The following is a 15,912-nucleotide window of genomic DNA, read 5'->3' as shown; positions in this document are numbered from 1 at the left end:
GGTCTCACGGTTATCGGGTTAGTCGAGGGACTTCAGCACTAAACGATAGGCTTTGTTGTCTTCTTTCTCGATCAATTCCAGCTGAACAATCTGATAATCCAGCGCGGGAGCCATCCAGATTAGGGTTTCCCGATCGCTGCCGGGGTTCTGGATACGGCGTATTTTAACGGCATCAAAGCGCCCTATAGGGGTGGTAATTTGCTCTTGTCCAAGTTGCTCGAAGCTATAGCGTTGCAACTTACCGCCTCCCGCTACGGGGTAGCTGAGGTTTTCGCTGGCACGCAATAGGTCCAAACGTAGCTGAGCTTGGTAGCTGATTTTGTCTTGGGTGCCGGCAGGGATGTCCATCTTCCAGGGCTGTTCTTGGACTTGGTTATGTACATGGCCCTGTTGCCAGTCAAAGGTTAAGAGGGCATCGCGGGTCTTGCTCAAGACTTTGCGGTGGTAACGGTACTCCAGCGGCTGCACTCGCTGATCAGCGAGACGGAAGCGACTGCTCTCCTGCAGGTTGGCGAGCATATTGGAAATGGTAATAGAGAGTTGCCACTCACCATTGCCAAGTGGCTTGAGTTCGCGTACCGCCTCGGCGCTCATATTGACGCCGGCTTCGATCTCAGTGCTGTACACCGCACGGAAGGGCTTCAGTTCATCGCTTAGCCCCTGGAGGGGGATCAAACTGGCCAAGCTTAGACTTAGCGTGGCCATCAACTTGCCCAGTTTCATCTTAGTTTGCTCCGACCTGTATCCCTTCGGCTGGAAGCGGCTGGCCGTCAAGCCAGGCCTGACCATCACGCCATTGCAGACGATCCTGACAAAACCAGGTCACTGCTTGGGGGTAGATTTGGTGTTCGATTTGGTGCACTCGTTGTGCCAGAGTGTCCGCCGTGTCCTGGGCATCAATTGCCACTCGTCCCTGAATAATGACAGGGCCTCCATCCAACTCTGCAGTGACAAAGTGCACACTGGCGCCGTGCCATTGCTCTCCGGCTTCCAAGGCGCGGGCATGGGTATGCAGGCCTTTGAATTTGGGTAGCAGGGAGGGGTGGATGTTGAGTAGGCGACCGCTGTAGTGGCGGGTAAAGTCTTCGGTCAGAATGCGCATAAAGCCAGCGAGTACTACCAGATCCGGTTGGTGCTCATCAATACAGGCCATCAAGGCCTGGTCGTAGGCTTCTCGGCTGGCATAGTCACGATGGTTGAGGCATAGAGCAGGCACGCCCGCCAGGCGTGCTCGCTCCAGTCCGTAAGCATCGGCACGGTTAGAAATCACCGCAACGATGCTGGCGGGGTAACCATCCTGGCTGCTCATATCCAGTAGCGCCTGTAGGTTACTGCCGCTGCCGGAAATCAATACCAGGATACGTTTCACTTAGCGCATCTCCACCTGTTCTTCGCCTGCCTGGGCCGCCTCAATACGGCCAATTACCCAGGCTTGCTCGCCAGCCGCTTGCAGCTGAGCCAGGGCTGCATCGACTTGTGCTTGGGGCACGCAGATGACCATGCCCACCCCGCAGTTAAAGGTGCGGTACATTTCACGCATTTCGACATTGCCAGCCTGTTGCAGCCACTGGAAGACAGGTGGCAGTTGCCAGCTTTGGCTATCCAGCACCGCTTTACTGTTGGCGGGCAGCACACGGGGAATGTTTTCCAGCAAACCGCCGCCAGTAATGTGGGCCAGGGCACGCACATCCACCTGCTTGATCAGTTGCAGTAGCTGCTTGACGTAAATGCGGGTAGGTTGCATCAGCGCATCAGCCAGGCTGGCATCACTGCCGGCCAGAGGCTGTTCAGGGTTGGCGCCGCTGACGCTGAGGATTTTGCGAATCAAAGAGTAACCATTGGAGTGCGGGCCGCTGGAGGCCAGGGCGATCAGCGCATCGCCTTCCGCCACTTTACTGCCATCAATAATGTCGCTTTTTTCCACCACGCCGACACAGAAACCGGCCAGATCGTAGTCTTCTCCCTCATACATGCCGGGCATTTCAGCGGTTTCGCCGCCTACTAGCGCACAGCCGGCCTGTTCACAACCTTCACCAATGCCGGTGACCACACGGGCAGCGATATCAACATTGAGTTTGCCGGTTGCATAGTAGTCCAGGAAGAACAGTGGTTCGGCACCCGCAACCACCAGGTCATTCACGCACATGGCCACCAGGTCGATACCGATACTGTCGTGCTTGCCCAGATCCATGGCTAAACGCAGCTTGGTGCCCACACCGTCAGTGCCAGAAACCAGCACGGGTTGGCGGTAACCAGCAGGGATTTCACAGAGGGCGCCAAAGCCACCCAGCCCGCCCAGTACTTCTGGACGCTTGGTGCGCTTGGCAACGCCTTTAATACGTTCTACCAGGGCGTTGCCGGCATCAATGTCGACACCAGCGTCTTTATAACTGAGAGAGGGCTTGTTGTCGGGGGAGGTCATGGTCATTCGGTTCCAATGCCAAACTAAAAGGGAGAGAGAAAAATCAGGGGGCTATTTTAGCAGCTCAACCGAAGGGAGGCGACTCCTGTACTGGGCGCACTGCCTTGGGGGTGATACTATCCCAGCAGTTTGTCAAAACGACGGCTGTTTCTGGCATGCAGAGCATGTGGTTGCAGGTGGCCCAGGCAGAGCAGCAAAGGTCGTGAATGGATAGCAACAAGGAGCCAAGGGTGAAGGTGCAACGCTACGCCAGTGTGATGCTGTTACTCTGTTTGCTGTGGAGCGGACTACCCGTTCAGGCAGTGACGTTGGGTGAGCTCTACCATGCTCGCATCGAGGTGGCGGAGCAGACGGAGGCGACTCGTCAGGCGAGTATTCAGGCTGGCTTGCAACAGGTGCTGTTGAAGGTGCTTGGGCGTCAGGCTTTATTGCGCAATGACAATATCCAAACGGCGCTGGAGCGACCTGAAAACTACTTACTGACCTATCACTATCAAAATGCCCCCGCTGGCTTTGAGCTGGTGCTGGAGTTTGATGCCAATGCCATCTTGACCCTGCTGAAACAGGCTGGTTTAGCCGCGTGGGGGGATAACCGCCCTGCAGTGCTGCTATGGCTGGCGGTGGAAGAAGAGGGCGCGCGCATGTTAGTGGGGGAGCACCCACTCAGTATTGCTATGCAGCAAGCCGCCCGTGATCGAGGAGTGCCGCTGTATCGTCCCTTACTTGATTTGCAGGATGAGCTGGCACTGGATGAGGCGGCAGTATGGGGCTTTTTTGCCCAACCGATCCAGGCAGCGTCTGAACGTTATCGGGCGGATCAGGTGTTAGTGGGACGGGTTTATCAGCAGGATACCCAGTGGCACAGCCAGTGGCAGCTGCTGGATGCGCAAGGCCGCAAGGTGTCCTTTAGCAGTGAGCAGCCGCAGTTAGAGCAAATCGGCACGGATGTGATTGCTCAGTTGGCTGAGCACTTGGCGGGTAACTACGGCGTTTATCAGGCCACCTCAGGTGAGCATCTTGCCCTTGAGGTGGCAGGGATGCGCAGCTTTACCGACTGGCAGCAGCTAGAGCGCTTTTTGCAGAGCTTGTCCATCATTGAGTCCTATCAATTGGAATGGCTGGTGGGGGACTCGGTGCGAGTCAAAATTAATACCCGTGGTGATTTGAGCCAGCTTGAACAGGCATTGGCTTTGGAGCGACGTTTGCAACAAACCTCCGGCAGCAATCCACAGGTACTGCGCTATTTTTGGCAGGTGCAACCATGACCACGGCGCAGGAACGTTGGCTGCTTTTGATGGCGGCGGGCTGTGCCCTGTTGCTGTATCTACTGCAACCTATCCTGGCCCCTTTCCTGATCGGAATGTTGCTAGCCTATCTGGCTGATCCGTTGGCGGATCGCCTGGAGGCGAGGGGCATGAGCCGCACCTGGGCGGTAGTGACATTGTTCTTCATCATGACATTGATTTTGTTGGGGGTATTGTTGCTGCTGTTGCCGCTGCTGGGGCGACAGTTAGAAGCCTTGGCACAGTTGATTCCCCAGGCTTTGGAGGTGCTGCAAAAGCAGGTGTTGCCCTGGTTGCAGGTCACCCTAGGGGTTGAGCTGGATGCGCAGTTGCTGGCCAAAGTGCGGCAGGCATTAACGGCAAACTGGCAGCAAACCACCGATATTGTCACGGGTCTGTTAACCAGTGCGACCAAGTCGAGCCTGGATGTATTGGCCTGGGGGGCGAACTTGGCCCTGATTCCGGTGGTGACCTTTTATTTACTGCGCGATTGGGATGTATTGGTGGCGAAAATTCGCGAGTTATTGCCCCGCAATGTCGAGCCGGTAGTAAGTAGCTGGGCCAGTGAGTGCGATGAAGTTTTGAGCTCCTTTATGCGCGGACAACTCACTGTCATGGTGGCGTTGGGGGGAATTTACGCCCTGGGTCTATCGCTGGTGGGGTTAAAGCTTGCACTGTTAATTGGCATGCTGGCGGGGTTGGCCAGTATCGTGCCCTACCTGGGTATGATTGTCGGTTTGGGTGCCGCCCTGATTGCGGCGCTACTGCAGTTCGATACCCTTACCCCCCTGATAGGGGTGGGGGTAGTGTTTATGGTGGGCCAAATGCTGGAGGGTATGGTGTTAACCCCCTGGCTGGTTGGCGACCGGATCGGTTTGCACCCTGTGGCGGTTATTTTTGCCATCCTGGCGGGGGGGCAGTTATTTGGCCTGACTGGCATTTTGTTGGCGTTGCCGATTGCTGCGGTGATTCGGGTGTTTCTCAGTCATGTACATGGTCACTATAAGTCGAGTCACCTGTATAATCGCGCGCCCGGCGCGGCGCGGATTAAGCCTGAAAGCAGTGATGATCTTCCTCCACCCCAGTAGCGGCTAGATGACAGCAGCGAGAGATAGAGCCTTAACCATGATGCAAATAGGTATTCAGCATGGTCGCTAAGGGGCCAGTGCAATTGCCCTTGTGGCTACAGCTGCGTGAAGATGCCACCTTGGAAAACTTTGTCGACCAAGGTAATGAACTGGCGGTGGCCAGTGTGCGTGGCCTATGGCAGCCCCAGGCTGAGCAGTTTTTATACCTGTGGGGAAGTACAGGGGCCGGAGTGAGCCATTTGCTGCAGGCAGCCTGTCATCTGGCGGGTAAAGCGGGGCGGGCTGCGGTGTATTTGCCGATGGCTGAGTTGGCAGACTACCCGGTAGCTTTGCTGGAAAATCTCGATCAATTGGATTTGGTATGCCTGGATGATATCCAGGTCATTGCTACCAATCCTGCCTGGCAAGAAGGGGTGTTCCATTTATTCAATCGCCTGCGCGAGCAGCAGAAACCGCTGTTAGTCGGGGCTAGCATGCCTCCGCGGCAGCTACCACTCAGTCTGGCGGATTTACAGTCGCGGCTGAGCTGGGGCATGGTGCTGCAGTTACAGCAGTTGGATGATAATGGGCGCTTACAGGCGTTAAAACTACACGCCCACGCACGGGGAATGGATTTGCCCGATGAGGTGGCGCGCTTTATTTTGTCCCGGGCGCCTCGTGGCAGTCGGGCACTGCTGGCGGTCTTAGAGAAGCTGGATGACGCCTCCTTTGCCGCTAAACGTAAACTCACGATTCCCTTTGTTAAGACTACCCTGGGTTGGTAGTCGTAGTTGGAGCCCAGTATGGCAAAAGCGATTCCCCGTGATTTCTCTAAACGTAGCCAGGATGATCAGCAGGCTTTTTTGCAGCAGACTTGGTGCAACACCTGTATGGAGATGGATCTGGGTATGACCGAACCACAGGAGTATGAGCTGGAAGGGCGTATTTATGTGGAGGGGAAGTGCGTGAAGTGTGGTAGCAGTGTCATTACGGAAATTGAAGAGGACTTTGAATAGCTTCGTTATCCGTTGCTGGACAGGGCTCACTGAGATAGGGCCAAGGTGATGGCGAACCGTTACCTTGGCCCTATTGTTTTATCGGGCTGGCAGGTTAGTTCAGCTCACCTTTCAGCCAGCGGCTTTGCCAGCGGGTATACATCATGGCCGCAGTAAACAGCAGGCAAATTAACGTCAGCTCCACTGCGGCGAGCAGCATTTTGGTCGGTATCATCAGGGCCAGCACCGAGCTGGTAAAGTAAAGCAGCAGTAAAAAACACAGCCAGGCATGGGGACGTAATTTACCTTGGCTAATGCTGGGCAGAAACAGCAACAAGGGCAGCGCATGCAATCCCCAGGGTAACCAGGGGCTGATCCCCTGGGGCGGTAGTATCCATAGGTACCAGGCGCTGTAGAGGGCAATCAGGCCTGGCAGGCAGCTCATCACCAGTAGTCGGCAAAGGCGAAGTTTAAAGGGGGCGGGGGCCGACATCTTAGGCTCCTTGGCGCAGGGTTAGGCTGAGATGCCCCAGGCGCTTGCCTAGAGCTTGGCAGAGTTGGCGTTCTTCATCACTCAGGCGTGGCTGGCCTTCATCGAACAGCGCCACATGACTGGGCCCATAGGGGGTGCCGCCACTGCGGCTATGGTGTAACGCCGGTTCGGAGTAAGGCAGGCCGCAGATCAGCATGCCATGGTGGAGCAAGGGCAGCATCATGCTAAGCAGGGTGCTTTCCTGGCCACCGTGCATGCTGGTGGAGGAGGTGAAAACCCCTGCGGGTTTGCCGATGAGACTGCCATTAGCCCACAGGTTGGCACTGCCATCCCAAAAATACTTCATGGGGGCCGCCATATTGCCAAAGCGGGTAGGGCTGCCAAAGGCCAGGCCGCTGCAATCACGTAAGTCTTCCTGGCTGCAGTAGATCGCCCCTTCGCTGGGAATGGCAGCCAGGCTTTGCTCGGTTTGCGGGGAAACCGGCGGTACTGTCCGTAATCTGGCTTCCAGGCCGCAGCGCTCGACACCACGGGCAATTTCTTCCGCCATTAAACGCGTGGCACCATGGCGGCTGTAATACAGCACCAACACATAGGGCTGGGCCATTAGAGAATCTCCAGAACCTGCTCAGGTGGACGACCAATGCGGGCCTTGCCGTCTTTGATGACAATCGGGCGTTGAATCAGGCGTGGGTGGCTCAACATGGCATCGATAATGGCCTCATCACTGAGGTTAGGATCAGCCAGATTTAGCGTTTTATATTCTTCTTCAGAGGTGCGCAGGAGTTGGCGCGCTGACAGGCCGAGCATGCGCAGGATGTCTTGCAGTTGCGCACGGCTGGGAGTCTCTTCCAGATACTTGCATACCTGGATGCTTTCACCGCGGGCCTCTAGTAAGGCGAGGGTTTCCCGAGATTTGGAGCAGCGAGGGTTATGCAGGATAGTGACGGACATAGCGCTTTCCTTGAGTCTGAAAGCCCCGTATTTTAAGTTTTTCCAGTGATGGCAAGCAAATCGGTAGCAGGAGCCATTGCGCTTGGCAGAGTCAGGGAGTTGTTATGGCTGAGTTAGGACAGGTTGTGCAGCGATTATCAACGGCATCGCCACTGGTGTTAGTGGTGCAGGTGTTACGCGCTTTTATTAAAGGGCAGGGGTTATTACATGGCGCGGCGATGACCTATACCACGCTGTTTGCGGTGGTGCCCTTGATGACGGTGACCTATTCGATGCTGGCGTCCTTGCCATTTTCACAGGAAGTGGGGGCGGATATTCAGACCTTCTTGTTCTCACACTTTATGCCCGAGAGTGGTCAGGCTCTGCAGCAGTATCTGCAGGCTTTTACCCAGCAGGCGCGCCAGCTGACCTGGATCGGGGTGGTATTTTTGATTGTGACGGCCTTTATGATGCTGAAAAGCATTGAAAGTACCTTTAATCGGATTTGGGGGGTGCCACGTAATCGGCAGGGGGTGGCCAGTTTCTTGCTCTATTGGGCCGTGCTGTCATTGGGGCCTTTGCTGCTGGGAGCAGCCTTTGCCATTAGTTCCTATATCAACACTCTGCCGCTTTTTACTGATGTGACGGATTTGGCCGGGCGTTTGCGCCTGCTGGAGTTGATGCCCATTGCTCTGAGTACCCTGGCGTTTGCCTTGTTATATTGGGCGGTGCCCAATTGCCCGGTACCTTGGCGCCATGCTTTGTTAGGTGGTGTGATGGCGGCATTGTTATTTACCCTGGCAAAGGCCGGTTTTGCCTTTTATGTGACGCAGTTCCCCTCTTACCAATTGGTCTATGGTGCCTTTGCCGCTATTCCGTTGTTTTTGTTGTGGGTGTATATCTCCTGGCTGATTATCATTTTTGGCGCTTATTGGGTGCATGCATTGAGCCAGCGCCGTTATCAGGGGCAAGGGCAGTGGGAGCCTTTTACCCTGGCATTGGCACTGATGGGTCTGCTGTGGCAGCGCCAACAGCAGGGGCAGGGAGCGGATGAACCCTGGTTAGGACAACAGTTGCAGGTGGCGGGGGAGCCGCTGGAGCAGGTGTTGGCGGCCTTGGCACATGCCCGCCTGTTGGAGCGCAGTGAGCAGGGCGAGTGGTTATTGCTGGTGGATATTCACTATTTAACCCTGGAGGACTGGCTGCAACGTTTGCCCTGGCCGTTGCCGGAACAGGCACAGGCGGCGATTGAGTTGAGCTGGCAGAAGCAGTGGAGTGCGCTCCTGAGTAGTTGGCGTGAGCAGCGAGGGCAGCATTTTAATGCATCCCTGGCACATCTGATTTTGCCTGCTAAGCAGCAGTGATGGAGGAAAGATGAGTACAGTCAATCAGTTAGCTATCCATGCCCGAGTGGTCGGGCGGGTACAGGGTGTCTGGTTTCGTCAATCCACTAAAGAGCAGGCTCAGGCACTGGGGCTGAGTGGGTGGGTACGTAATCTGCATAATGGCGATGTGGAGGTTTGGGCGCAGGGGGCGCCGCAACAGGTGCGACACCTGGAAACCTGGTTGGCAAAGGGGCCTGAGTTGGCCAAGGTGGCTGAGGTGCAGGTTGTGTTGGCGGAGTGGGACCCGACTTGCCAGGGCTTTGTGGTACTGGCGGATGCGCAAAGATGATTGTTGCACAGTTAATGTTGGCGGGAATCAAGGCTTAGGAGCGGTAGTAAAGCCACCACTTTTGTACTTTAAGAACGTAATTCGCTTGGCCGCTGCTGCCATTGTAACGACTGAGCGCCCAGGCTATCCGACCCTGCTCGCGTTGCAAATAATGATGCAGAATGCGACTGCCCATCCTGATGTTGGTGGGGGTATCGAGCAGATTCGCCCCTTCCTGTTCCAGCTCTTGCCGCCAAAATCCCATAATCTGCATGACGCCAATTGCCCCCGCACGGGAGACGGCAAAGCGATCGAAGTGACTCTCCACATGCATGATGGCCAGTAGCAAATCGGGATCAAGCTGATATTCCGCTGCTGCTGTTAAGGTGGCGTGCAGCAGTTGTTGTCGCTGGTTGGCCTCCGGCAGATAAGGTTGCAGGCGTTCACTTTGGCTGATAAGCCAGACCTGACTTAAATAGGGGTCGGCGTAAGCCAGGGGGTGACGGCTGGCAAACTCAATGCCGGCCAGGTTGTCAGCCTGGCTAGGGTTGCTAAGGGCAATGAAAAACAAACCGCCCCGGAGGGCGGCTTGTAAGTGCCTTAGCAGCGCTCGACCTTGGCGGCTAGCCATGCATCAAGCTCGGCGAGGCTGACGTCTTCGTTGTCAGCGGCGCGACGGTGTTTGTATTCCAGCGTGCCCTTGGCCAGGCCACGGTCGCTGATCACAAAGCGATGGGGAATGCCGATCAGTTCCATGTCGGCAAATTTGACCCCCGGGCGCTCCTTACGATCATCAAGCAGGACGTCATAGCCCATTTGCTGCAGGCGCTGGTAGAGCTCCTCACTGGCTTTGGCAACCTCTTCACTGCGATCGGCGTTAAGGGGGACGAGAGCAATCTGGAAGGGTGCCAGTGCATCGGGCCAGATGATGCCTTTGTCATCATGGTTTTGTTCGATGGCGGAGGCAACAACGCGAGTGACACCAATGCCATAGCAACCCATGGTGACCACGCTGCGCTTACCGTTTTCATCCAGTACGGTGGCGTTCATAGCGGCGCTGTATTTATCACCCAGCTGGAAAATATGTCCGACTTCGATACCGCGTTTGATGCTGAGTGTGCCTTTGCCGTCGGGGCTGGGGTCACCTTCAACCACATTGCGCAAATCCGCTACCTTGGGCAGGGGCAGGTCGCGCTCCCAGTTCAGGCCGAAGTAGTGCTTGCCGTCGATGTTGGCGCCCGCACCAAAGTCGCTCATAACCGCTACGCTGCGGTCAACGATGCAGGGAATGGCCAGGTTTAATGGGCCTAAGGAACCTGGACCGGCACCAATAATCGGGCGAATTTCTTCTTCGGTGGCAAAGCGCAATGGGCTGGCCACTTCCGGCAGTTTTTCTGCTTTGATTTCGTTTAGCTCATGGTCGCCGCGAATCAAGAGGGCGACGAAGCCGGCTTCCACTTCTTCGGAAGCGGCAACGATCAGGGTCTTGATGGTTTTCTCAATGGGCAGGCCATGTTTTTCCACCAAGTCAGCAATAGTACGAGTATTAGGGGTGTCGACCAGGCGCAGTTGTTCGCTGGGGGCGGCGCGTTCCTGGTTGGGGGCGACGGCTTCTGCCATCTCAATGTTAGCGGCGTAATCACTGCTGTCAGAGAAGGCGATTAAGTCTTCACCTGAGTTGGCCAGCACATGGAACTCGTGGGAGCGGCTGCCGCCAATGGAGCCGGAATCAGCCTGTACCGGGCGGAAATCCAAGCCAAGGCGGGTAAAGATGCGGCTGTAGGTGTCATGCATCACATCATAGGTGGCGGCCAGCGATTCCTGGTTCAGATGGAAGGAGTAGGCATCCTTCATAATGAACTCGCGGCCACGCATCACGCCGAAACGGGGGCGAATTTCATCGCGGAACTTGGTCTGAATCTGATAAAGATTGATGGGCAGCTGCTTATAGGAGCTTACTTCACGGCGAAACAGGTCGGTGACCACTTCTTCATGGGTGGGGCCCAGGCAGAAGGGGCGCTCATGGCGATCCTGTAAACGTAGCAGCTCGGGACCATATTGTTCCCAGCGGCCGGACTCTTGCCAGAGTTCGGCAGGCTGCACGCCTGGCATCAGAATTTCCTGGGCGCCAGAACGGTCCATCTCTTCACGGACAATGCGCTCAACCTTGCGTAGGGTACGCAGGCCAAGAGGCAGCCAGGTGTACATGCCGGAGGCTAGTTTGCGGATAAAACCAGCGCGTAGCATCAGCTGGTGGCTGATGACTTCTGCATCAGAGGGGGTTTCTTTGAGGGTGGCGATCAGCAGTTGGCTCGCTCGCATGGCACTCGCTCGTTAGTCAATGAGGGAAAATAGATTGCATTCTAGGGGCTTGGGGCCCCTGCTCACAAGTTTTTGCCGGTCAGAACTGCCATGACCAGTGGGTGCGTTCAACCAGCAGGGCGCAAAGCGCTTCTAGCCCTGCCACATCTTCAGCATCAAAACGGTTGGGTAGGGGGCTGTCGAGATCCAACACACCCAGTAATCGATTCTGGCTGAAAAGGGGGATGACCACTTCTGAGCGGGAGGCTGCATCGCAGGCAATATGGCCTGGGAAGGTATGCACATCTGCAACGCATTGGCTCTGTCCGCTACGGGCTGCGGCGCCGCATACGCCCTTGCTGAAGGGAATGCTGACGCAGGCGACTTTGCCTTGGTAAGGGCCTAGCAACAAAGTGTCGTGACCACGTGCCAAGTAGAAGCCTGCCCAGTTGAGATCTGGAAGCTGGTGATAAAGTAAGGAGGAAATCTGGGCCAGGTTAACAATCATGTCCTGGCTGTCGCTCAGTAATCCCTGAGCAAAACCCTGAAGTTCTTGGTATAGCGTGGTCTTGTCGGTAGCTTGGCTGCTGAAGTCGTACATCGTTATCTGATCCTGATCAATCCGCGCGGGGCGGCAAGCTTAGCGAGTTTCGCTGCTGGCTTCTAGCTGTTGCAGGCAGTCGTCAACCTGTTCCAGTTGATGCTCGTTAAAGACTCGAATGCCAGCCTGCTGCAAGGTGGCAGCGGTCATGCCATCCCCTGGAATCAGTTGGCCGTCAAACTGACCAGCATAGATTTGTCCTTTGCCGCAGGAGGGACTGTTTGCTTTCAGAATCGCAACCTGAATGTGGTGCTGGCGAGCCAACTGGAGAGCCAGTTGCGCACCTTTGGCAAAGGCTTGAGTTTGTTCCTGGCCTTGGTTGTCGACAATGCGCCCTTGTCTGTGTATCAGCCAGCTTCGTCCATCTCCTTGCTGCCATTCTGCGGGAGGACGTGGTGTCGGTAGGCCACCGCTGACCTCTGGGCAAATAGGTACCAACCTGCCTTGTTGTTGCCAGTGGAGCCATAATGGATGCGCTTGGCGGGCATCTTTGCCATCGTAGCGCACCGGTTGGCCAAGAAGGCAGGCACTGACAAGAATTTTGAGCATTAGCACTCCTGCTTTGGTCGAGGATTGATCTAACAAGCTGAAATTACGCCAGAATAGCGCGTCAGAGGTAAGACCTCTTTGTAGAAAATTTACCAATAGCTCTTTATACTTAGCGGGTTTTTTGGTGGGGTGACTAGCTTTGTGTCTATCCCTCTTTTCCGCTTATAACAAACTACAACGGAAAGGAGAGGGTAGTGTCGCGTATTTCTTGCCTTATATATAAGGTGGGGCGCTGACGCCGAGGCGAGTTGCTCCGGTCTGGAACAAGTTCTTAATTTGGGTGAGGCGATGATCAAGATCAGTCGTGGTCTGGATCTCCCTATCTCCGGAGCACCAGCCCAGCGTATCGATGGCCAGCCATCCGTACGCTCTGTTGCCGTTGTTGGCTTTGATTATCATGGATTAAAGCCAACCATGGAGGTCCGGGAAGGAGATCAGGTCAAGCTTGGCCAGGTTCTTTTTACTGATAAAAAGACCCCTGGCGTTCAATACACTGCACCGGCTTCTGGTGTAGTCAAGGCCATTAACCGTGGCGAGAAGCGGGTGTTTCAATCCCTGGTGATTGAAGTGGCTGCGGATGAGAGTGATGCCCTTAGCTTCGCAAGTTACAGTGTTGAGCAGCTGGCCGGCTTAACTGCCGCTCAGGTGCGGGAAAACTTAGTGGCTTCCGGTCTTTGGACTGCTCTGCGTACTCGTCCTTTTAGTCGTGTGCCTGCTGCCGATGCGGAAGCAGCTGCCATCTTTATCACTGCCATGGATACCAATCCATTGGCGGCAGATCCCCAGGTGGTAATTGCTGAGCATGCAGATGACTTTGTCCGTGGGCAAATTCTGCTTTCCAAACTGACTCAGGGTAAAACCTACCTGTGTAAAGCGCCGGGCGCTAATGTGCCTGCCGCGGCGCAAGTCAGTGTGGAAGAGTTTGCTGGCGTGCACCCTGCAGGTAACCCAGGTACTCACATTCACTTCCTTGAGCCGGTCGGCCCCAACAAGACTGTTTGGAACATTGGTTATCAGGATGTGATTGCCATCGGCAAATTGTTTGTCAGTGGCAAACTGTGGATGGAGCGCGTGGTGGCGGTTGCTGGTCCACAAGCTAGCAATCCGCGTTTACTCCGTACCCGTGTTGGTGCCTGTCTGAGTGAAATGTGCCAGCAGGAGCAGAAAGACGGTGATAATCGTCTGATTTCTGGTTCTGTCTTTAATGGCCGTACTGCGCGAGGCCCCTTTGATTATTTGGGGCGCTATCACAGCCAAGTTAGCATTCTGCTGGAAGGTCGTGAGCGTGAATTCCTGGGCTGGATTGCCCCGGGGAGTGAGAAGTTCTCGCTGCTACGTGTTGTTAAGGGTGCACTTAGCAAGGGCAAAACCTTCAACTTCACAACCACGACTAATGGCTCTGAACGTGCCATGGTACCGGTGGGGCAGTTTGAAGAAGTGATGCCGCTGGATATCCTGCCGACTCAGTTGCTGCGTGCACTGGTTGTGGGGGATGTGGATAGCGCCATTAAGCTCGGTTGTTTGGAGCTGGATGAAGAAGACTTAGCACTCTGTACATTTGCCTGTCCTGGCAAGTACGAGTACGGTCCCATCCTGCGTGACAACCTGACCCTGATTGAGCGGGAGGGTTGAGGGTGAGTATTCGTAAAGTTCTCGATCAGATGGAGCCCCACTTTCATAAGGGGGGCAAGTATGAAAACTGGTACGCCCTGTATGAAGCAGTGGATACCATTTTTTATACCCCACCTTCAGTCACCAAGAGCGCCTCTCACGTTCGTGATGCTCTGGATCTGAAGCGCATGATGATCATGGTGTGGATGTGTACCTTCCCCGCTATGTTCTTCGGTATGTATAACGTCGGTAATAATGCCTTGGAAGCCATCGCAGCGGGCGCCAGCCTGCCTGATGACTGGCATGGTACGCTGATTAGCATGCTCACTGGGCTTAATGCTAACAGTCTATGGGACTGCTTCATTTATGGCGCCGTCTACTACGTACCTATTTACGCCGTGACCTTCATTGTTGGTGGCTTCTGGGAAGTGCTGTTTGCCATGAAGCGTGGCCATGAAGTTAACGAAGGCTTCTTCGTTACTTCTGTGCTGTTCTCCCTGATTCTGCCTCCCACTATTCCTCTGTGGCAGGTGGCGCTGGGTATCAGCTTCGGTGTGGTTGTGGGTAAAGAAGTATTCGGTGGTACCGGTAAAAACTTCCTTAACCCTGCGCTGGTTGGTCGTGCCTTCCTGTTCTTCGCTTATCCCGCGCAAATGTCCGGTGATGCGATCTGGACTGCGGTTGATGGCTTCTCTGGCGCCACTGCGCTGGGCTTGGCTGCGGCAGGCGGTGTACAGGCGATGGCTGATGCCGGTATCTCTTGGATGGACGCCTTCCTCGGTAATATCCAGGGCTCAGTGGGTGAAGTAAGCACCCTGGCGATTCTGATTGGCGGCGCTTTCATTATGTTTGCCAAAATCGCTGCGTGGCGCATTGTCGCAGGGGTGTTCGTGGGAATGACAGCAATGTCTACCCTGTTCAACCTGATCGGTTCTGACACCAACCCCATGTTCTCGCTGCCCTTCTATTGGCATCTGGTCTTGGGTGGTTTTGCCTTCGGCATGATGTTTATGGCTACCGACCCTGTCTCTGCCTCCATGACTAACACTGGTAAGTGGGTGTTTGGTGCTTTGGTCGGGGTGATGTGTGTGCTGATCCGTGTGGTTAACCCGGCCTTCCCTGAGGGTATGATGCTGGCGATTTTGTTTGCCAACATGTTCTCCCCTCTGATCGACTACTTTGTGGTTGAGGCCAACATCAAACGGAGGAAGCTGCGCAATGGCTGCTAATAACGACACTATCAAAAAGACCGTCACGGTTTCCGTCGTTCTCTGCGTGATTTGCTCCGTGGTGGTTTCTGCTGCAGCGGTTCTATTGAAGCCGACTCAGCAGTTCAATAAGGCACTGGAAAAGAAAGTAAACATTCTAGCCGCTGCAGGTTTGACACCTGCTGCAGGTCAGAAAGTTGACGAACTGTACCAGCAAATGATCAAGCCGATGGTGGTGGATCTGGAAACCGGTAAGTTCACCGATGCGGTGAGCCCTGACTCCTATGATCAGTACAAAGCGGCTAAAGATCCTCAGACCTCTAAGGCGCTACCTGGTGAGGCTGATATTGCCAGCATCAAGCGTATGCCCCAGTACGCTACGGTCTACGTAGTGGAAAAGGATGGTCAGCTGGACAAGCTGGTGCTGCCTGTACATGGCTATGGCCTGTGGTCCACCCTGTATGGCTTCGTGGCATTGCAGCCTGATCTGAATACCGTCTCTGGGATGGGCTTCTATCAGCATGGCGAAACCCCAGGACTGGGTGGTGAAGTGGATAACCCCGCTTGGAAAGCACTCTGGCCTGGTAAGAAAATTTACGCTGAAGGTGCTGAACAGCCCAGTATTGAGCTGATCAAGGGCAAGGTTGACAGCCAGTCTCCGCAAGCAGCCTATCAAGTAGATGGCTTGTCTGGTGCGACACTGACCAGCAATGGTGTGACCAACCTGATGAAGTTCTGGTTTGGCCAGAACGGCTTCGGTCCCTTCCTGAAGAATCTGCGTGCAGGGGAGGCGTGA

General features: G+C 55.1%; 19 protein-coding genes. 9 read left to right on the top strand and 10 right to left on the bottom strand.

What is annotated here, in order from left to right; translation table 11 throughout:
• Positions 1 to 18: 18 nt before the first annotated feature.
• The 3 genes from Q334_RS0113725 to purM are packed head-to-tail and all read right to left on the bottom strand — an operon-like array spanning position 19 to position 2,422.
• Positions 19 to 723: a DUF3108 domain-containing protein gene (locus Q334_RS0113725; RefSeq protein WP_027313715.1), complete on the bottom strand. Its 705-nt coding sequence runs from the start codon at positions 721 to 723 to the stop codon at positions 19 to 21.
• 1 nt (position 724) lies between these two features.
• Positions 725 to 1,369, bottom strand: a complete 645-nt coding sequence (purN, locus tag Q334_RS0113720; protein WP_027313714.1) for a phosphoribosylglycinamide formyltransferase — start codon at positions 1,367 to 1,369, stop codon at positions 725 to 727.
• Complete coding sequence (gene purM, locus Q334_RS0113715; protein WP_035461731.1) at positions 1,370 to 2,422, bottom strand: phosphoribosylformylglycinamidine cyclo-ligase; 1,053 nt, start codon at positions 2,420 to 2,422, stop codon at positions 1,370 to 1,372.
• Between the two features lie 230 nt (positions 2,423 to 2,652).
• Between purM and Q334_RS0113710 the strand changes: the two genes are divergently transcribed.
• The 4 genes from Q334_RS0113710 to Q334_RS0113695 are packed head-to-tail and all read left to right on the top strand — an operon-like array spanning position 2,653 to position 5,788.
• Entirely contained in the window at positions 2,653 to 3,687 is a 1,035-nt protein-coding gene (locus tag Q334_RS0113710) for a DUF2066 domain-containing protein (protein ID WP_027313712.1), read from the top strand.
• Positions 3,684 to 4,793, top strand: a complete 1,110-nt coding sequence (locus Q334_RS0113705; protein WP_051527803.1) for an AI-2E family transporter — start codon at positions 3,684 to 3,686, stop codon at positions 4,791 to 4,793. The genes Q334_RS0113710 and Q334_RS0113705 overlap by 4 nt, the downstream gene beginning before the upstream one ends.
• A 59-nt stretch (positions 4,794 to 4,852) precedes the next feature.
• On the top strand, positions 4,853 to 5,557 hold the full coding sequence (hda, locus tag Q334_RS0113700) for a DnaA regulatory inactivator Hda (protein ID WP_027313710.1): 705 nt from the start codon (positions 4,853 to 4,855) through the stop codon (positions 5,555 to 5,557).
• Positions 5,558 to 5,575: 18 nt separating this feature from the next.
• On the top strand, positions 5,576 to 5,788 hold the full coding sequence (locus Q334_RS0113695; protein ID WP_027313709.1) for a hypothetical protein: 213 nt from the start codon (positions 5,576 to 5,578) through the stop codon (positions 5,786 to 5,788).
• A gap of 94 nt (positions 5,789 to 5,882) precedes the next feature.
• Here Q334_RS0113695 and Q334_RS0113690 read toward each other — a convergent pair whose 3' ends face one another.
• The 3 genes from Q334_RS0113690 to arsC are packed head-to-tail and all read right to left on the bottom strand — an operon-like array spanning position 5,883 to position 7,214.
• The gene (locus tag Q334_RS0113690) at positions 5,883 to 6,260 is read right to left on the bottom strand and encodes a DUF2069 domain-containing protein (RefSeq protein ID WP_027313708.1); all 378 of its coding nucleotides are present in this window, start codon (positions 6,258 to 6,260) and stop codon (positions 5,883 to 5,885) included.
• A 1-nt stretch (position 6,261) separates the two neighbouring features.
• The gene (gene wrbA, locus Q334_RS0113685; RefSeq protein WP_027313707.1) at positions 6,262 to 6,867 is read right to left on the bottom strand and encodes an NAD(P)H:quinone oxidoreductase; all 606 of its coding nucleotides are present in this window, start codon (positions 6,865 to 6,867) and stop codon (positions 6,262 to 6,264) included.
• The gene (arsC, locus tag Q334_RS0113680) at positions 6,867 to 7,214 is read right to left on the bottom strand and encodes an arsenate reductase (glutaredoxin) (RefSeq protein ID WP_027313706.1); all 348 of its coding nucleotides are present in this window, start codon (positions 7,212 to 7,214) and stop codon (positions 6,867 to 6,869) included. The genes wrbA and arsC overlap by 1 nt, the downstream gene beginning before the upstream one ends.
• A gap of 104 nt (positions 7,215 to 7,318) precedes the next feature.
• On the opposite strand from arsC, the gene Q334_RS0113675 reads away from it, so the two are divergent.
• Together Q334_RS0113675 and Q334_RS0113670 are read left to right on the top strand one after the other, a co-directional pair.
• Positions 7,319 to 8,557: a YihY family inner membrane protein gene (locus tag Q334_RS0113675; RefSeq protein ID WP_051527802.1), complete on the top strand. Its 1,239-nt coding sequence runs from the start codon at positions 7,319 to 7,321 to the stop codon at positions 8,555 to 8,557.
• Between the two features lie 10 nt (positions 8,558 to 8,567).
• Entirely contained in the window at positions 8,568 to 8,867 is a 300-nt protein-coding gene (locus tag Q334_RS0113670) for an acylphosphatase (RefSeq protein ID WP_035461633.1), read from the top strand.
• A 34-nt stretch (positions 8,868 to 8,901) separates the two neighbouring features.
• Here the strand turns inward: Q334_RS0113670 and Q334_RS19180 are convergent, their stop codons facing one another.
• The 4 genes from Q334_RS19180 to Q334_RS0113650 form a co-directional block, all read right to left on the bottom strand.
• Positions 8,902 to 9,477 (bottom strand): transglycosylase SLT domain-containing protein, encoded by a 576-nt coding sequence (locus Q334_RS19180; protein ID WP_081414485.1) that lies wholly within the window; start codon positions 9,475 to 9,477, stop codon positions 8,902 to 8,904.
• The gene (locus Q334_RS0113660) at positions 9,447 to 11,168 is read right to left on the bottom strand and encodes a proline--tRNA ligase (protein WP_027313703.1); all 1,722 of its coding nucleotides are present in this window, start codon (positions 11,166 to 11,168) and stop codon (positions 9,447 to 9,449) included. Before Q334_RS0113660 ends, Q334_RS19180 begins: the two co-directional genes overlap by 31 nt.
• A gap of 79 nt (positions 11,169 to 11,247) precedes the next feature.
• Positions 11,248 to 11,748: a GAF domain-containing protein gene (locus tag Q334_RS0113655; RefSeq protein WP_027313702.1), complete on the bottom strand. Its 501-nt coding sequence runs from the start codon at positions 11,746 to 11,748 to the stop codon at positions 11,248 to 11,250.
• Positions 11,749 to 11,787: 39 nt separating this feature from the next.
• Positions 11,788 to 12,297 carry a DUF523 domain-containing protein gene (locus tag Q334_RS0113650; RefSeq protein ID WP_027313701.1) on the bottom strand — a complete coding sequence of 170 codons (510 nt, stop codon included), beginning with the start codon at positions 12,295 to 12,297 and terminating at the stop codon, positions 11,788 to 11,790.
• A gap of 288 nt (positions 12,298 to 12,585) precedes the next feature.
• Between Q334_RS0113650 and Q334_RS0113645 the strand changes: the two genes are divergently transcribed.
• From Q334_RS0113645 to Q334_RS0113635, 3 genes are read left to right on the top strand one after another with little or no spacing between them, the layout of a single operon-like run.
• On the top strand, positions 12,586 to 13,929 hold the full coding sequence (locus Q334_RS0113645) for a Na(+)-translocating NADH-quinone reductase subunit A (RefSeq protein ID WP_027313700.1): 1,344 nt from the start codon (positions 12,586 to 12,588) through the stop codon (positions 13,927 to 13,929).
• 2 nt (positions 13,930 to 13,931) lie between these two features.
• Positions 13,932 to 15,137 (top strand): NADH:ubiquinone reductase (Na(+)-transporting) subunit B, encoded by a 1,206-nt coding sequence (locus tag Q334_RS0113640; RefSeq protein WP_027313699.1) that lies wholly within the window; start codon positions 13,932 to 13,934, stop codon positions 15,135 to 15,137.
• Complete coding sequence (locus Q334_RS0113635) at positions 15,127 to 15,912, top strand: Na(+)-translocating NADH-quinone reductase subunit C (protein ID WP_027313698.1); 786 nt, start codon at positions 15,127 to 15,129, stop codon at positions 15,910 to 15,912. Before Q334_RS0113640 ends, Q334_RS0113635 begins: the two co-directional genes overlap by 11 nt.

The sequence above is a fragment of the Balneatrix alpica DSM 16621 genome, assembly GCF_000619885.1.
In the GTDB taxonomy this organism is placed as follows: domain Bacteria; phylum Pseudomonadota; class Gammaproteobacteria; order Pseudomonadales; family Balneatricaceae; genus Balneatrix; species Balneatrix alpica.
The sequence above is the reverse complement of the archived record's forward strand: the minus strand, read 5'-3'. Positions and strand labels throughout refer to the sequence as shown.

What these genes read in the sequence shown, in the direction of transcription:
- Q334_RS0113725 (WP_027313715.1), bottom strand. Translation starts at nt 723, where the DNA reads ATGAAACTGGGCAAGTTGATGGCCACGCTAAGTCTAAGCTTGGCCAGT.
- purM (WP_035461731.1), bottom strand. Translation starts at nt 2,422, where the DNA reads ATGACCTCCCCCGACAACAAGCCCTCTCTCAGTTATAAAGACGCTGGT.
- Q334_RS0113705 (WP_051527803.1), top strand. Translation starts at nt 3,684, where the DNA reads ATGACCACGGCGCAGGAACGTTGGCTGCTTTTGATGGCGGCGGGCTGT.
- hda (WP_027313710.1), top strand. Translation starts at nt 4,853, where the DNA reads ATGGTCGCTAAGGGGCCAGTGCAATTGCCCTTGTGGCTACAGCTGCGT.
- Q334_RS0113695 (WP_027313709.1), top strand. Translation starts at nt 5,576, where the DNA reads ATGGCAAAAGCGATTCCCCGTGATTTCTCTAAACGTAGCCAGGATGAT.
- Q334_RS0113690 (WP_027313708.1), bottom strand. Translation starts at nt 6,260, where the DNA reads ATGTCGGCCCCCGCCCCCTTTAAACTTCGCCTTTGCCGACTACTGGTG.
- wrbA (WP_027313707.1), bottom strand. Translation starts at nt 6,867, where the DNA reads ATGGCCCAGCCCTATGTGTTGGTGCTGTATTACAGCCGCCATGGTGCC.
- arsC (WP_027313706.1), bottom strand. Translation starts at nt 7,214, where the DNA reads ATGTCCGTCACTATCCTGCATAACCCTCGCTGCTCCAAATCTCGGGAA.
- Q334_RS0113675 (WP_051527802.1), top strand. Translation starts at nt 7,319, where the DNA reads ATGGCTGAGTTAGGACAGGTTGTGCAGCGATTATCAACGGCATCGCCA.
- Q334_RS0113670 (WP_035461633.1), top strand. Translation starts at nt 8,568, where the DNA reads ATGAGTACAGTCAATCAGTTAGCTATCCATGCCCGAGTGGTCGGGCGG.
- Q334_RS19180 (WP_081414485.1), bottom strand. Translation starts at nt 9,477, where the DNA reads ATGGCTAGCCGCCAAGGTCGAGCGCTGCTAAGGCACTTACAAGCCGCC.
- Q334_RS0113660 (WP_027313703.1), bottom strand. Translation starts at nt 11,168, where the DNA reads ATGCGAGCGAGCCAACTGCTGATCGCCACCCTCAAAGAAACCCCCTCT.
- Q334_RS0113655 (WP_027313702.1), bottom strand. Translation starts at nt 11,748, where the DNA reads ATGTACGACTTCAGCAGCCAAGCTACCGACAAGACCACGCTATACCAA.
- Q334_RS0113650 (WP_027313701.1), bottom strand. Translation starts at nt 12,297, where the DNA reads ATGCTCAAAATTCTTGTCAGTGCCTGCCTTCTTGGCCAACCGGTGCGC.
- Q334_RS0113645 (WP_027313700.1), top strand. Translation starts at nt 12,586, where the DNA reads ATGATCAAGATCAGTCGTGGTCTGGATCTCCCTATCTCCGGAGCACCA.
- Q334_RS0113635 (WP_027313698.1), top strand. Translation starts at nt 15,127, where the DNA reads ATGGCTGCTAATAACGACACTATCAAAAAGACCGTCACGGTTTCCGTC.